Annotated in this window: 13 protein-coding genes; 6 read left to right on the forward strand and 7 right to left on the reverse strand. The window is 68.3% G+C overall.

The annotated features are described in order from the left end of the window. Window positions 1-219: 219 nt before the first annotated feature. On the forward strand, window positions 220-2,910 hold the full coding sequence (gene ppdK, locus AC1ROD_RS17580; RefSeq protein WP_492949546.1) for a pyruvate, phosphate dikinase: 2,691 nt from the start codon (window positions 220-222) through the stop codon (window positions 2,908-2,910). A gap of 22 nt (window positions 2,911-2,932) precedes the next feature. Here ppdK and AC1ROD_RS17585 read toward each other — a convergent pair whose 3' ends face one another. Next, complete coding sequence (locus AC1ROD_RS17585) at window positions 2,933-3,484, reverse strand: hypothetical protein (protein WP_492949547.1); 552 nt, start codon at window positions 3,482-3,484, stop codon at window positions 2,933-2,935. A gap of 147 nt (window positions 3,485-3,631) precedes the next feature. Here AC1ROD_RS17585 and AC1ROD_RS17590 point away from each other — a divergent pair, with 147 nt between their 5' ends. Both AC1ROD_RS17590 and AC1ROD_RS17595 read left to right on the forward strand, forming a co-directional pair. Continuing rightward, window positions 3,632-4,537, forward strand: a complete 906-nt coding sequence (locus AC1ROD_RS17590; RefSeq protein ID WP_492949548.1) for a 2-dehydropantoate 2-reductase — start codon at window positions 3,632-3,634, stop codon at window positions 4,535-4,537. A 199-nt stretch (window positions 4,538-4,736) separates the two neighbouring features. Further along, the gene (locus tag AC1ROD_RS17595) at window positions 4,737-5,264 is read left to right on the forward strand and encodes a porin family protein (RefSeq protein ID WP_492949549.1); all 528 of its coding nucleotides are present in this window, start codon (window positions 4,737-4,739) and stop codon (window positions 5,262-5,264) included. Between the two features lie 73 nt (window positions 5,265-5,337). On the opposite strand, the gene AC1ROD_RS17600 is transcribed toward AC1ROD_RS17595, so the two are convergent. After that, entirely contained in the window at window positions 5,338-5,619 is a 282-nt protein-coding gene (locus tag AC1ROD_RS17600) for a hypothetical protein (RefSeq protein ID WP_492949550.1), read from the reverse strand. 200 nt (window positions 5,620-5,819) lie between these two features. Between AC1ROD_RS17600 and AC1ROD_RS17605 the strand changes: the two genes are divergently transcribed. After that, window positions 5,820-7,031 (forward strand): M48 family metallopeptidase, encoded by a 1,212-nt coding sequence (locus AC1ROD_RS17605; RefSeq protein WP_492949551.1) that lies wholly within the window; start codon window positions 5,820-5,822, stop codon window positions 7,029-7,031. Here the strand turns inward: AC1ROD_RS17605 and AC1ROD_RS17610 are convergent. From AC1ROD_RS17610 to AC1ROD_RS17630, 5 genes are all read right to left on the reverse strand, one after another. Beyond that, window positions 7,006-7,446, reverse strand: a complete 441-nt coding sequence (locus AC1ROD_RS17610; RefSeq protein ID WP_492949552.1) for a Cif family virulence factor — start codon at window positions 7,444-7,446, stop codon at window positions 7,006-7,008. The two genes, AC1ROD_RS17605 and AC1ROD_RS17610, sit on opposite strands and share 26 nt — an antisense overlap. Then, window positions 7,446-8,567 (reverse strand): beta-ketoacyl-ACP synthase III, encoded by a 1,122-nt coding sequence (locus tag AC1ROD_RS17615; protein WP_492949553.1) that lies wholly within the window; start codon window positions 8,565-8,567, stop codon window positions 7,446-7,448. Before AC1ROD_RS17615 ends, AC1ROD_RS17610 begins: the two co-directional genes overlap by 1 nt. A gap of 74 nt (window positions 8,568-8,641) precedes the next feature. After that, complete coding sequence (locus tag AC1ROD_RS17620) at window positions 8,642-10,705, reverse strand: capsule polysaccharide biogenesis protein (protein WP_492949554.1); 2,064 nt, start codon at window positions 10,703-10,705, stop codon at window positions 8,642-8,644. Window positions 10,706-10,737: 32 nt separating this feature from the next. Further along, a complete protein-coding gene (locus AC1ROD_RS17625; protein WP_492949555.1) occupies window positions 10,738-11,583 on the reverse strand; it encodes an HpcH/HpaI aldolase/citrate lyase family protein in 846 nt (281 codons plus the stop codon). A gap of 22 nt (window positions 11,584-11,605) precedes the next feature. Next, window positions 11,606-12,100 carry a GAF domain-containing protein gene (locus AC1ROD_RS17630; RefSeq protein ID WP_492949556.1) on the reverse strand — a complete coding sequence of 165 codons (495 nt, stop codon included), beginning with the start codon at window positions 12,098-12,100 and terminating at the stop codon, window positions 11,606-11,608. A 376-nt stretch (window positions 12,101-12,476) separates the two neighbouring features. Between AC1ROD_RS17630 and AC1ROD_RS17635 the strand changes: the two genes are divergently transcribed. Together AC1ROD_RS17635 and AC1ROD_RS17640 are read left to right on the forward strand one after the other, a co-directional pair. Then, a complete protein-coding gene (locus AC1ROD_RS17635) occupies window positions 12,477-13,907 on the forward strand; it encodes a tetratricopeptide repeat protein (RefSeq protein WP_492949557.1) in 1,431 nt (476 codons plus the stop codon). 14 nt (window positions 13,908-13,921) lie between these two features. After that, window positions 13,922-15,544 (forward strand): hypothetical protein, encoded by a 1,623-nt coding sequence (locus AC1ROD_RS17640; protein WP_492949558.1) that lies wholly within the window; start codon window positions 13,922-13,924, stop codon window positions 15,542-15,544. Window positions 15,545-15,553 lie beyond the last annotated feature (9 nt).

Below are 15,553 nucleotides of genomic sequence, written 5' to 3' on the forward strand. Positions count from 1 at the left end.
GACGCGGGCGCCGAACGCGCGGAATTACCCTTGCGGGGCAAGGAATTGATTGGCTCCCAGACGCGGCGCGGCCCATAAATTGTTACGGGAACCACCATTTTCCTCACGCTTTGTTACAGCCCGGGCTCGCCTTCGCAGTCGCAGCAATGTAGTCAGGCGCGCAGGAGCGGGGCTAACCCGCCGACGACACGACAGACTGGCTAACTCAGGGGCTAAGGCATGACTCAGTGGGTGTACGGTTTCGGCGGCGGGTCCGCTGACGGCGACGCGTCGATGAAGAACCTTCTCGGCGGCAAGGGCGCGAACCTGGCCGAGATGTCGTCGCTGGGCCTGCCGGTCCCGCCGGGCTTCACCATCACCACCGAGGCCTGCGTCCACTACTATTCCAACGGCCAGACCTATCCGGAGACCCTGGCGGCGGAAGTCGCCGCGGGCTTGAAGAAGGTCGAGGGCATTGTCGGCAAGACCTTCGGCGACGCCGCCAACCCTCTGCTGGTCTCGGTGCGCTCGGGCGCCCGGGCCTCGATGCCGGGGATGATGGACACCGTCCTGAACCTGGGTCTGAACGACCAGACGGTCGAAGGGCTGGCCAAGCTTTCGGGCGACCGCCGCTTCGCCTTCGACAGCTATCGCCGCTTCATCACCATGTATTCCAACGTGGTGCTCGGCCTGAGCCACGACGACTTCGAAGAGGTCCTCGACGACCACAAGGACCGTCTGGGCGTCACCGTCGACACCGACCTGTCGGCCGCCGACTGGGAGAAGGTGGTCGCAGAATACAAGACCGTGGTCGAGCGCGAGCTGGGTCAGCCCTTCCCGCAGGACCCGCAGGACCAGCTCTGGGGCGCCGTCTCGGCCGTCTTCGCCAGCTGGATGAACGACCGGGCGAAATTCTATCGCCGCATGCACGACATCCCCGAAAGCTGGGGCACGGCGGTCAATGTCCAGTCGATGGTGTTCGGCAATATGGGCGAGACCTCGGCGACGGGCGTGGCCTTCACTCGCAACCCCTCGACCGGCGACGCCCGCCTGTACGGCGAGTTCCTGATCAATGCCCAGGGCGAGGACGTGGTCGCGGGCATCCGCACGCCCCAGTCCCTGACCAGGGTCGGCCGCGAGGAGATGGGCGAGACCGCCCCCTCGATGGAAGAGGCCATGCCGGTGGTCTTCGCCGAGTTCGTCGACGTCGTCGGGCGGCTGGAAAGCCACTACCGCGACATGCAGGACATCGAGTTCACGGTCGAACAGGGCCGTCTTTGGATGCTGCAGACCCGCAACGGCAAGCGCACCGCCAAGTCGGCGCTGAAGGTCGCGGTCGACCTGGCTGCCGAAGGCGTGATCTCGGAAGAAGAAGCCGTCAGCCGCGTCGAGCCCGCTGCGCTGGATCAGCTGCTGCACCCGACGCTGGACCCCAAGGCCGAGCGTAAGGTGGTCGCCGCAGGCCTGCCCGCCTCGCCCGGCGCAGCGACCGGCAAGATCGTGTTCGACGCCGACGCGGCGGAGAAGGCCAGCCAGATGGGCGACGCCGTCATCCTGGTGCGTGAAGAGACCAGCCCTGAGGACATCCACGGCATGCACGCGGCGCGCGGCATCGTCACGGCGCGCGGCGGCATGACCAGCCACGCGGCCGTCGTGGCGCGCGGCATGGGCCGTCCCTGCGTCTCCGGCGCCGGCGAAATCCATATCGACGAGGCGGCCCAGACCTTCATGGCGCGCGGCCGCGTCTTCAAGGCCGGCGAGGTGATCACCATCGACGGGTCGAAGGGCGAGGTGCTGGACGGCGCCGTGGCCATGATCGAGCCCGAACTGACCGGCGACTTCCAGACCCTGATGAGCTGGGCCGACAAGGTCCGTCGCCTCAAGGTCCGCGCCAATGCCGAGACCCCGCTGGACGCCCGCACCGCGCGCGGCTTCGGCGCCGAGGGCATCGGCCTGTGCCGCACCGAGCATATGTTCTTCGACGAGGAGCGGATCGCCGCCGTGCGCGAGATGATCCTGTCCGACGACGAGGCCGGCCGTCGCGTGGCCTTGGCCAAGATCGCCCCGTTCCAGAAGTCGGACTTCGTCGAGCTGTTCACCATCATGGCCGGCCTGCCGGTCACCATCCGCCTGCTTGACCCGCCGCTGCACGAGTTCATCCCGCACACGGACGAGGACATCGACGCCCTGGCCGAGACCTCGGGCATCGACGCCGCCAAGCTGAAGAAGCGGGCGCGTGAGCTGCATGAGACCAACCCGATGCTGGGCCACCGGGGCGCGCGTCTCGGCGTCGCCTATCCGGAAATCTACGAGATGCAGGTCCGGGCCATTCTGGAAGCCGCGCTCGAGGTCAAGAAGACCGCGGCCGAGGCCCCGATCCCGGAGATCATGCACCCGCTGGTCGCCCTGGGTCTGGAGATGAAGTTCCTGCGCGAACTGACCGACCGCACCGCCAGGGCCGTCTTCGCTGACGCCGGCGATACGGTCGACTATCTGGTCGGGACCATGATCGAGCTGCCGCGTGCGGCCCTGCGCGCCGCCGACCTGGCCGAGCACGCCGAGTTCTTCTCCTTCGGCACCAACGACCTGACCCAGACGACCTTCGGCATCAGCCGGGACGACTCGGGCCGGTTCCTGCAGGCCTATATGGACAAGGGCATCTTCGAGACCGATCCCTTCGTCCGTCTGGACCAGGACGGCGTCGGCGATTTGATCCGCATCGCGGCCGAGCGCGGCAAGACGGTGCGTCCGGACATCAAGATGGGGATCTGCGGCGAGCACGGCGGCGATCCGTCGTCGATCGCCTTCTGCGAGACCGTGGGCCTGACCTATGTCAGCTGCTCGCCCTACCGCGTGCCGATCGCCCGTCTGGCGGCCGCCCAGGCCGCCCTTTCGGCGCGTTCGGGCACGGAGCGCGAAAAGGACCGCTGATCCTTTCGGGGGGGCTCAGCGGTCAGGTGAAGTCGCAGGTCACCCCGACGTTGATGCGCTGGACGGCAACCTTGTCCTCGCCCAGCAGCCCCATCAGTTCGCCCGAGGCGAAGGTCCAGCCGATGGTGCTGTCCTCGATCACGGCGCCGGGATAGGCGGCCTGGAGCTCGGCCAGGGTCGAGCCGACATGGATTCCCTTGTCGGTCGAGATCGCGGCCGTCTGCGTCTGCCAGCCGGCCAGCCTGTCCTCCTGGAACAGCAGCTGCAGGCCGTTCGGCCAGTCCGCGTGGTCCATCGGCCCCGCGCCGCATTCCGCGAATGGCCCGATCGATTTCGGCGCGCCGCCAGCCTCGGTCGCGGCGGCGAGCACCAGGGCCCTGGGCGCTCCGACGGGGAAGATGGTCTTGCCGATGGTGATAGAGGCCCCGGAAACGATGATCGGGATTGGCTCGGTGGTCGGGGCGGCGGGTGCGGCCGGGGCGGGAACTGGTTCGGCGACCTTCTGCTCTGCTCGCGAGCAGGCCTGTAGCGACAGCGCCGCCGCGACGGCGGAAAGGATCAGAACGGTCTTCACGGCAGGTCTCCCCCGAAACGCCAGGGCGGTCACGCTAACCCCGAAGGCGGTTCGAGGCCATAGCGGCGTTCTTTCGGGCGCCAGGCGGCTGGCCGTTGTGAATGTCCACCGGTGTCGCTAGCTGGAAGACGAAGCCGGAGCCCCGCCATGATTGCATCGAAACTGTCCGTCGCCGTGATTGGCCCCGGTGCGATCGGCGGAACCATCGCCGCCTGGATTTCACGCAGCCCCCTGGTCGGCGACCTGACCCTGTGCGCCCGGTCGCCGCTGGACCGGCTGGTGGTCGAGGCGCCCGACGGCGCGATCATCGAGGCCGATCCGCGCGTGGTCACCGATCCCGGACAGATCACGGCGCCCGTCGACTGGGTTCTGGTGGCGACCAAGGCCTATGACCTCGCGTCCGCCGCCGCCTGGCTGAAGCCGCTGTTGGGCCCGCAGACCCGCGTCGCGGTGCTCCAGAACGGGGTTGAGCATGTCGAGCGGTTCACGCCCTTCCTGCCCGCCGACCGGATCGTGCCGGTGATCGTCGACGTCCCGGCCGAGCGGACGGCGCCGGGACGCATCCAGCATCGCCGCAACGGCACGGTCACCGTTCCCGCGGGGGAGGCGGGCGAGGCCTTTGTCGGCCTGTTCGCCCGGAGCGTGATCGAGGCCTCGACCACCGACGACTTCCTGACCGCCGCCTGGACCAAGCTGTCACTGAACTGCGCCGGGGCGATCAACGCCCTGACCGGTGAGCCGGGCGGGGTGGTGCGGGCCGAGGGCATTGCGGACCTGACCCGCGAGCTGGTGTGGGAATGCGTGCGCGTCGGCCGGGCCGTCGGCGCCGATCTGGGCGATCATATCCCCGACTGGGTGGTGGAGCGGGCGATGACCTCGCCGGCGGACTCGGTGAATTCCATCCTCGGCGACCGGCTGTCGGGACGGCCGATGGAGTGGGACGCCCGCAACGGGGTCATCGTCCGCCTGGGCCGGCAGTACGGCATCGAGACCCCGGCCAACGCCATGGCCTCGACCCTGCTGTCGGCTGTGTACTGGTCCGCCGAGGCCTGAGGTCGGCATGGCTTCGTCGGGGGCCTTTGCGACAATTGGATAACATCCTTCCCCGAACAAGGTGTGTGGCAGTCGTCGCACACTTTCCGGATTGTAATGGTTTGGCCTTGGAACGGCCAAGCCGCATGACCATTTAACAACTCGCTGGATGGGGCTGATGACCTCGCAAGTCATCACATCTAGGAGTTAATAAGAAAAAATGCGTAACATTCTTCTCGCTACCGCTGCTCTCTCGCTGTTTGCTGTTCCCGCTATGGCGCAGACTGTGACCTCGCCGACCTATTACGGCACCTTGGGTTACACTCAACTGGACACCGACAACGCCGATCTCGGCGCGGTGACCGGTCGCGTGGGCGCCAAGCTGCACCCGAACTTCGGCGTGGAAGCCGAAACCTCGTTCGGCGTGGGCCATGACGACGTCAACGTCGCCGGCGTCAACGGCAAGGTCGAGCACCGCTACGACGTCGCCGGCTATGCCGTCGCCAGCCTGCCGGTGACCTCCAACATCGACCTGTTCGCCCGCGCCGGTTACGGCGTGACCGAGGTCAAGGGTTCGGCCGCCGGCGTCGCCGCCAGCGACCACCTGACCAGCTGGAACTACGGCGCCGGCGCGACCTACAACCTGGACGCCCGCAACGGCATCCGCGCCGACTACACCTATCGTGACTTCCAGCACGACCAGGGCGGCGCCGACACCTATGCGCTGAGCTACGTCCGCAAGTTCTGATCGGACACGTCGGAAACGACAAAGGGGCGGCCTTCACAGGCCGCCCCTTTTGCATATCTGGTTGTGGGCTTCGTCAGGCTGGTTCGGCGATCAGGGCCCACCGCATCGAGCCTTCGCCGAAGGGGCGGGTGAACCACTGGGAGTAGCGTTCGAAGGCCTCGACCACGGCGTTGCGCAGATCGGGCGCGACAGGCTCGCCGCGGTTGCGCTTCATGGCGGCGACACAGTCGATGACGACGTTCTGATGGGCGGAGCCGCCCAGACTCTTGAGCACCAGCGCCACATCGCGGGCGAGGGATTCCAGGAACGACAGCTTGTCGTTCGGCGATGCAGATTTCTTCTGGCTCTGGCTCATCGGTCAGGTCACCCCACGTGCACACAGTCTCGATTCAATTCTTCCTCGCAAACTCGCCCCCTGCGTGCAAGCGGGGCCGGGGGCTTTGCGGTAGAATGTTTGTGAAGCGGCCTGCCTTTCGAGCGCCGCCTTTCTTCGAATTTAGCTGACAAACCCCTCGGTCGGGCGTCCTCTGATCCCCTCGAAGAGGGGGCTCAGACATGACGACATTCGATCCTGACGCGGCGACCGCCGCCTGGCTGGCGACGCTTTCGCCCGCCGATACCGCCAGGGCCGTGGCTTATACGCAAGGCGGGCACTGGTTGATCCTGTGGAGCTTCGTGGTTTCTATCGTGGTCGCCTGGATCATCATCCGCACCAATCTGCTGGGGCGGATCCGCGAGGGGATCGAGAAGCGCAAGGCCCGGCCGGTGCTGGCCTCCTTCCTCGTCGGCTTCGTCTACCTGGTCTTCAGCTGGCTGCTCAACCTGCCCTGGTCGATCTACACGAGCTGGTATCGTGAGGGTCAGTACGGGCTGACCGAACAGCCTTTCATGGGCTGGTTCGTCGAGGGCCTGATCAGCGCGGCCATCTCGACGGTGGTGATGTCGCTCGTTCTGGTCGGGCTCTACGCCCTGATCCGCAGGGCGCGGAAGCTCTGGTGGGCCTGGGGCGCGGCCCTGATGGCGGTGGTCATCGTCATCGGTCTGGTGGTGTCGCCGATCCTGATCGAGCCCCTGTTCAACACCTATACCCCCGCTCCCAACGGCCCGGTGCGCGACGCCGTCGTGGCTCTGGCCAAGGAGACCGGCACCCCGTCGGACAAGATCTACATCTACAACGGCTCGAAACAGTCGGACCGCTACACCGCCAACGTCTCGGGCCTGTTCGGCTCGGCCCGGGTGGCGATGAGCGACGTCATGTTCGCCAAGGGCGCCGACCTCGCCGAGGTGAAGGGCGTCGTGGGCCACGAGATGGGCCACTATGTGCGCGGCCACATCCTGTGGATCGTGGGCGTCATGATCGTGCTGGTGGCGCTGGCCTTCTGGCTGACCGATCGCCTCTATCCGGTGGCGCGCAAGCTGCTGGGAGCGAAGAAGGTCGGCGACATCCGTGACCCGGCGGGCCTGCCGGTGGTGATGGCGGTCCTGGCCTTCCTCGGCTTCGTCGGCACCCCGCTGATGAACACCCTGACCCGGGTCACCGAGGCCGACGCCGACCACTTCTCAATGGTCCACGCCAACGAGCCGGACGGCCTGTCCAAGGCCCTGATCAAGACCGCCGAATACCGCGCGCCGTCGCCGGGCAAGCTGGAGGAGATCCTGTTCTACGACCACCCCAGCGTCGGCAACCGCATCCACGCCGCGATGGAATGGAAGGCCGCGCATCCGGCGGGCCCGCCCGCGTCTAGCGCGCCTGCTTCGGGACGGTGAGGCCGGGGCGTTCATTGTCCCAGATCATGTGCAGGATGGACCAGAGTCCGTCCTGCCCGCGGGCCAGCTGGATCGAGTTGACGCCGCGTCGTTCGGGCTCGACGTCCGTCGGCGCGGTGCGGGCCTCATAGACGCTCCAGACCTGGGCCATGTTGCCGAACACGTCGACGTGGCGCTCGATCTCGACCTCGAAGAAGCCGTTGGCGTCGAAGAAGGGGGTGACGTTGGCCTGATACTCCTCGCGGCCCATCACGATCATGGTCGGACGGCCCTCGGCGTCCAGACCCGTGCGGGCCTGACGGCTGTCCGGGTGGAAGATCTCGCGCTGGGTCGCCCAGTCGCGCGGACCGGCCGGACCCGAGATGCAGGCGTACATGGCGTCGACGACGGCGCCGATGTCGCTGCGGTCCACCATCAGGCGCGCTTGCGCACGAAGACGGTGCCCGCCGAATAGCCCGCGCCGAAGCTGCAGATCAGGCCGGTGTCGCCGGGCTCGAAGCCGTCGTGGCGCAGGTGGAAGGCGATGATCGACCCGGCCGAGGAGGTGTTGGCGTATTCGTCCAGGACGATGACGTTCTCTTCCGGCGTCGGGTCGCGGCCCAGCACCTTGCGGCCGATGAACTCATTCATGTTGATGTTGGCCTGGTGCAGCCACAGGCGCTTCAGCTCGTGCGGGTTCAGGCCCAGCTCGCCGGCGTGGTCGACGATCATGTCCGACACCATCGGCACCACATCCTTGAACACCTTGCGGCCCTGCTGGATGAACAGCTTGTCCGGCTTGCCGATGCCCTCGGGCGCGGCGTTGTTCAGGAAGCCGAAATTGTTCCGGATGTTGTTCGAGAAGACGGTCTTCAGCCGCGTGCCGAGGATGTCCCAGCCGCCCGGGCCCGCCTGATCCTTCGCCTCGACGATCACGGCGGTGCAGACGTCACCGAAGATGAAGTGGCTGTCGCGATCCTTGAAGTTCAGGTGGGCCGAGCAGACCTCGGGATTGACCATCAGCACCGCCTTGACCGAGCCCGAGCCGATGAAGTCGGCGGCGGTCTTGATGCCGAATGTCGCCGAGGAGCAGGCGACGTTCATGTCGAAGCCGAAGCCCTCGATGCCCAGGGCCTGCTGGATCTCGACGGCCAGGGCCGGATAGGGGCGCGGCATGTTGGACGCGGCGCACAGCACGGCGCCGATCTCCGACACCGGCTTGCCCCAGGCCTCGATCGCCTGTTTCGCGGCGGCGACGGCCATCTCGGCCATGATCGACAGCTCGTCGTTGGAGCGTTCGGGGATGTTCGGCGCCATCCGCTTCGGGTCGATGATGCCGGCCTTGTCGAGCACGAAGCGCGACTTGATGCCCGAGGCCTTCTCGATGAACGGCACCGAGGAGTGGGTCAGGGCCGCGACGTCGCCCTCGGCGATTTCCATCGCATGGTCGGCGTTCCACTGGTCGGCCCAGGCGTTGTAGGCCTCGACCAGTTCTTCGTTGGAGATGGACTGTTCGGGCGTGAACAGGCCGGTGGCGGCGATGACGGATGGGATCATGTCTACTCTACCCTGACGCTCGGCGGGCGGCGCTCCTCGCACGAGGGGGCGGTCCGTTCTTTTTCTGGACCCGTCTAATAGGCCGGTGGAGGCGTCCGGTCGAGAGAGGCTCTGATGCCTCTCCACCACCGATTTATCCGCCCGCGCGGCGGGGCGGGCAGGGGCGTGTCGCGCGCCGCGATCAGGGCCTCGACCAGGTCCTCGGCCTCGCATGGCCAGCCCGTGGGCGTGACGTAGAGCGGATAGTCGATCAGGGTCGCGTGCAGCAGGGCCTCCAGCGAGACCTTGCGTCCCCGCCGCTCGAACGGCCCCGTCCGGTCGTCGGTCAGGCCCCAGCCCGCATAGAAGGGCCGACCGTATGTGGTCACCGCCTTGCCGCGCATCAGGGCCTCGAACCCCGACAGGGACGTCAGGGTGACCAGCCGGTCGCAGGCGTTCAGGCAGTCGATGATGTCCAGATCGTCGGCGACCGCGTCCACGGCGTCCATCGCGCCTGCGTCCAGCAGCCCCGGCCGGTTTCCGGCGGTGACGTCGGGGTGGTTGCGATAGATCAGGAAGCCGTCCGGGAAGTCCCGCCGCGCCGCCTCGACCAGACCCGAGTTGGTGCGGATGTCGGTGCAGCCCAGCCGGATCGAGCGGTCGTTCTCGACCTGGCCGACGACCAGCAGCCGTTCGCGATCCTTCGGCCAGCCCGCGGGCGGCTCGCCCTTCAGATTGTACTTCGACAGTCCCGCCTCGACGATCCTGTCGCGAAGGCGTGCGGCGCGGCTCAGGGCCGTCGCGTCATGCTCACTGGTCGCGATCAGCGTCTCCAGACGGCTCGGCCCGGTGGCGTCGTAATAGACGCCGAGGTCGTCCAGCACGACCGACAGGGCGCCGAAGAAGTCCGAGCCCAGGCCGCGCGAGCGGATGAAGCCGTCTTCCATCCGCACTGTCGGGGCCGTGGTCGCGGCGGCGGCCTCAAGGATCGGCGGGCTCTCCTTGCCGGCCCACCAGATCAGCTTGCCGTTCCGCTGCTCAGCCGCCTTGGCGGCGTTGCGGGCGAACCAGTGATAGCGGACCTCGCCGCGCGGGGAGTTGAGCAGTTTGCGGATCGGCGGACGCTTGGCCGGAGCGAAGCCGGCGGCGGCCCAGAAGCCTTCCAGCCTCTGCGCCCTGTCGCGCAGACGGATCAGTCGATCCAGCGCCTGCTCGGCCTCGCAGCGCTTGCCGGTGATCGGATCGACGTAGCGGGTGTAGCGGATCAGAGCGGCGGCGCTGACCTGTTCGATCGTGCGCGGTTCACCCCGTCGGCCCGTATCGACGGCGTCCGTTGTCAGGCCCCAGCCCGAATAGAAGGGCGCGCCGAAGCAACGCACCGGCAGGCCGCGCAACAGGGCCTCGAACCCCAGAGCAGAGGTCACCACATAGACCGCGTCCACCTGGGCCAGCAGGTCGGCGGGCCGGACATCGGTGTCGATCAGGGTGACGCCGTTGAGGTCGGCTGTGGCGATACAGCCCTGTTTGCGCCCCGCCGCCACTGCCGGATGGCGTTTGACGATCAACTGGGCGTCGGGCTCCTCGCGGCGCGCGGCGGCGATCATGTCGCTGAACGACTGGGGCGAGGCCAGGCCGTAGCCGATCGAGGCGTCGCCCAGGGTCTGGTCCACGATCAGAATGCGGCGGCCGGGCTTGAGCAGGTTCTGATCCAGCGCCCCGCCCATATTGGTCTTGGACACGCCCGAGACGACGATCCGGTCGATCAGGCCGCGCGCCCGGGCGGTCAGGTCGGCGTCGCACCAGTCGGGCGCCGTCCTGATCAGTTCCTCCAGCCGCGAGGGCCGGGTCGCATCGTAATAGACGCCGAGGTCGTCGACGATCAGGCTCAGAGAGGTCGCCCCGCTCTCGCCCAGTCTCACCGAGCGCAGGAAGCCGTCCTCCAGCGCCACGTAGGGGATGTTCCGCTTCTCCGCGAGCCGCCGTCCCGCCGCCGCCGTCGGCTTCATGCCCCAGCCGAGCACGGCCTTCACCTCAGGCCCGGGCAGGGAACCGAGGGCGTAGTCGGGCAGGAACTCCGACAGGAACGGGACCTTGAGCACGCCGGGGGCGCAGACCCAGGCGGGGGTTTTCGTCGGCGATGAGAGGGGCGAAGCAGTCACTGATCGTCTCTAGGGGCGCTCGCCGTTCGCGCCTAGCCCCCGCTCGCCAACCTGTGCCGTTCCAGCAGCCGCTCGGCGGAGGCGAGGTGCAGCCGCTCGACCATGGCGCCGCCCACGCGGATCGCGCCCTTGCCGTCCGAGGCCGGGTCGGCGAAGGCGGCGACGACGGCCTCGGCCTGGGCGACCTCGGACGGCAAGGGGGCGAAGGCGGCGTTGGCGGCGGCGATCTGGGACGGATGGATCAGGCTCTTGCCGTCGAAGCCGTAGAGCCGGCCCTGGGCGCATTCGGCGGTCAGGCCGTCGGCGTCGTCGATGCGGTTGAAGACCCCGTCCAGCGCGGCCAGCCCGTGCATCCGCGCCGCCGCCACCGTCGCCGCCAGCCAGGGCTTGAGTGGCTCGCGGTCAGCAGCGGGACCCGTGCCCAGCGTCGCCGCAAGATCGTTCACGCCCAGCATTAGCCCCGTCAGCGCTCCGCCCGCTCCGGCGATGCCCTCCAGTCGCATCAGGGCCGCCGGGGTCTCGATCATCGCGATCAGGGCGACGGAGGAGGGCAGGGCGGCGTTCAGCGCTCCCACGGCCTCGGCGCTCTCGACCTTGGGCGCGACGATCAGCTCGACGTTCGTCTCCCCCAGCGCCTTCAGGTCCTCGGCGCCCCATTCGGTGTCCAGCCCATTGATCCGTACGCCCAGACGCGGCCCGAAGCCGCCCGAGCGGACGGCCTCGACGGCGGCGGCGCGGGCCTCGGCCTTCATCTCCGGCGCGACGGCGTCCTCGAGGTCCAGCACGGCGACGTCGCAATCCAGCGTCCGCGCCTTCTCGATCGCCCGGGCGTTCGACGCCGGCAGATAGAGGACGCTTCTCCAGAGATGGGTCGTCATTGGCTTCCTCCCGCGCAGGAACCTAGGCGGCGAAGACGGCCTTGAGCAAACGCTCGAGCGCCTCGGCGTCGACCGCGTCGAAGGCGGCCTTTTCGGTGGCGTCCACGTCGAAGACGGCGATCAGGGCGCCCGAGGCATCGAACACCGGGACCACGATCTCGCTCTCGGAACGGCTGTCGCAGGCGATATGGCCCGGGAAGGCGTGGACGTCGGGGACCAACTGGGTCTGGCCGGTTTCGGCCGCCGCCCCGCAGACGCCGCGCCCGAAGGCGATCCTCAGACAGCCCAGGGTGCCCTGATAGGGGCCGACGACCAGTTCGCGCGGCTTGTCTGCGTCCACGACATAGAAGCCGGTCCAGAAATAGGCGTCGAAGGCGTCGGCCAGCATGGAGGCGACCGTCGCCATTCGCGCCGTCCGATTCGTCTCCCCGTCCAGAACCGCCAGGATCTCGGCCTCGACCTCGGCATAGGCCTGGGCCTTGTCGGCGGGGCGATCGGATCGGGCGACATAGGACATCGGGGGCTCGCAGGCGTCGAAAGGAGGCGTGAAGGGCGCATATAGGCCTCTTCGCGGCGCTTCGCGACCTGTGCGCCTCTTGACGCACTCGCCTGCGAGGCGAGCCCGGCAAGTGGCTGAAATCAGGGGACAAGTCGCGTCGTGACGCAATTTGGTCGTTATGCGGCAACGCTTTGTTGCAAAAGCGCGTTAACCATACTGCAAAGTCACTAGACCCGAACGCCGGTTTGCGGAATGGTTAACGCCGCTATGCGGTTAAGGTCGCGTGGCGAATGGGGATTCGGGTCAGTAATCGGGGTTGGGGATGAGCGAGGGGGACGACAATCATCGGGCCGGCCACCGAGTTGGCCACAGCTCCGAACGGGGCTCGCGCAACATGCGTGGGCCGCTGACGGCTGTCGCCGCCATCGTCGCCCTGGCCGTGGTGGCCGGAACGGTCGCCAGCTGCGGCGATCATGGCCCGACCTTCTGGCGTCAGGGCGGCGGCGCCAACGCCAACGCCTGTCCGCGCCCGGCCTCCCTGACCGGATCCGAGTTCAACGCCCAGGAAGCGGGCCTGCGCGCCCTGCGCCGCGCGGCCTTCCGTGGCGACTTCTTCGCCCAGCTCGAGCTGGGTCAGCGCTACGCCGCCGTGCGCGCCACCGACAAGAATATCGAGGATCCGATCGAAAGTTCGGTCTGGACCGGCATGGCGCTGGCCAACGACCAGGGCTATTCGCCGATCAACCGCGCCGAGCGCCGGGGCATGTTCGGCCGCCTGCGCTCCCTGTCGCGCTATGACGACTGCCGCGCCTGGGAACGGCACGAGGCCTACAACCGTCTCGACGCCCAGCTGTCGCGCATGTCGCGCGACGAGCAGGAAGAGGTCCGCGACCGGATGATCTACATCCTGTCGACCCAGGACGCCCAGGGCTTCCGCACCCTGGCCCGGCTGCACGATTCCCTGTTCGGCCCCTTCGGCGAGCCCGAGGACAATCCCGAGGGCCGCGAGGCCTATGGCCGCAAGGACGGCGCCAGCCGTGACGAGCAATGGCGCGGGACCCGCTATTCGGCGGTCAATCTGTTCCAGCGCAACGACGTCGACGCCTATCTTTACAACTACCTCGCGGTCCAGACCGGCGACGTCGGCGCCTATGTCCTGCTCAAGGACTTCGAGCGCTCGTCGCCCAGCCGCGCGGCCTCCGGCGCCTTCGTCGAGGCCAAGGCCCGCCAGTGGGTGCCGCCCTACGAATTCTATCCCAACGACGCCCCAGCCTCAGGCGTGCCCTTCTCGGACGAAAGCCGTCCGCGCGGCGACGCCTATGACTACGCCCTGTCGCGGATGCAGACCGAGATGCCCTTCGTCCACGTCGGACGGGCGCTCAAATATCTCGGCGTGGTCACGGTCGTGCCGACCGAGCCGAACCGCCTGACCAAGCACGAGATCGAATCCTTCGAGGCCATGCTGGGCCACCCGATGGATTCCTTCCTGTCGCCGCTGGAGAAGGTGCGCGCCATCCAGCTGGCGGCCATGAACGGATCGTCCGAGGCCCAGCTGGTGCTGGCGGTCATGTATTCCGAGGGCATCGGCGTGCCCGCCGACTACGCCCGCGCCTTCCACTGGTATTCCCTGGCCGACAAACAGGGGAACCCCGAGGCCAAGTTCGCCATGTCCACCTTCTTCGCCCTCGGCGTCGCCGGTGTGGCGGATCAGGACAAGGCCGAGGCCGTCGCCTACCGCATCGATTCCGCGCTGGCGGGCTTCGGCCCCTCGGCGTCGCGCCTGCAAGCCGTCCTGGCCCAGGTCTCCCGCTCACCGCGCCGCTAGGAGGCGACTTTCCGATGAAGACGCCGCCGGCTTCCGCCCTCCGCCTCCTGACCCTTGCCGCCGCCGCGACGGCGGTGGTCTTCACCGCCCTCGACGCCGCCCCGGCCGCCGCCCAGACGGCCGCCCGGGTCGAGGCCCAGACCCGTCCGAACTTCGGTCTGCTGCTCAGCCCCTCGGCCGGGACGCGCAACCGCAACCACCGCCGCTACGACTACCGCACCTACCGGCCTGACTATCGCCCCGACTGGCGTCCCGGTCCGGGCGCCGGCTGGGGGCCCGGCTACGGCCCGGGCACGGGACCGAACGAGGTCGTGGTCCAGTGCGGCGGCAATCCCGGCAGCGGCGCCCTCGAGAACGCCGTGCGGCGCGTCCCGGCGGGCGGCACCCTGACCATCCGCTCCAACGGCGGCGCCTGCGTCGGCTGGCTGAACATCGACAAGCCCATGACCGTGCGCGGCTCGGGGACCTATGCCGGCCAGATCACGCTTCAGGCGCCCGAAGGCCTGCCCTGCATCACCGTGGCGCCCGGCGTGCGCGCCGTGATCACCGATCTGGCCATGGCCGCCCCCTCCGCCGGCGACGCCCCCTGTGTGGCGGGCGACGAGGCGACGGTGGTGCTGGACCGCGTCTCCCTGCGCTACGTCGGCAATGAATCGCCCTTCCTGATCCGGGGCGGGCAACTGGACATCCGCAACAGCTCGATCGACGCCAAGACGATGTCGCCGGCCATCCTGGTCGAGGACGGCACCCTGACCGCCGTCAGCGTCAACGTCCTCAACGCCCAGTCGGGCATCGAGGTCGCCCCGGGCTCGGGCGGCCCGTCGCTGATCAGCTCCGTCTATCTGACCGGCGAGCACAATCCGTCGAACTTCGGCCCACGCTCCATCGGGGTGAACGTCCGCTCGCGCCGCGAGATCGGCGAGCTGAACATCGTGAACAGCCGGATCTGCGGCTACAACGAAGGCGTCGCGGTCGACGGCACCCGCGTCAGCGTCCAGGGCTCCAAGATCTGCCTCGCCGACAAGGGTCTGGTCGTCTACGGCGGCGAGGCCAAGCTGGACGATTCCCGCGTGCGCGCCCGCTACGTCGGGGTCTATGCCGACGCCGGCCGGGCCGTGGTGACCGCCAGCATCTTCTCGGGCGTGGACCAACCCTTCTATGCGGGACCGCGCGGCGACATCGACGCCAACACGAACCGGGTCTGGTCGCGGGGCGACATCTGCGCCCCCGACTTCCGGGACGAATATCGCGGCCGCTACAGCCCCGACTGGAACGGCCGTCGCCGCGACGATCGCTTCACCTGCATGACGCGGCCCTATCCGCAACAATGGTGGGCCGAGGAAGAGGGGGCGCTGGGCCTGCCCTACGTCAATGACGCCTATACCCTGCCGGGTCTGGCGCGGTTCAACGCCGGCTGTGGCTGGTACACCCGCGACGGCGGTTTCATCGACGAGCCGCGCTACTTCGGCGAGGTCCGCTGGGGCCGCCGCAACCCGCCGCTGCCCTATGCCGCCGATCCCCGCTACGACCGCGGCTGGATCCGCCAGCAGGAGCGGCTGCGCGAGGACTCCTGCCGCTTCGCCGCCTCGCCGGGCCCCGGCCCGCGCGGACTGGACGGCCCAGGACCGGGATATTGAGGCCGGGCG

It is taken from the genome of Brevundimonas sp. GW821-FHT12E07, from assembly GCF_058807035.1.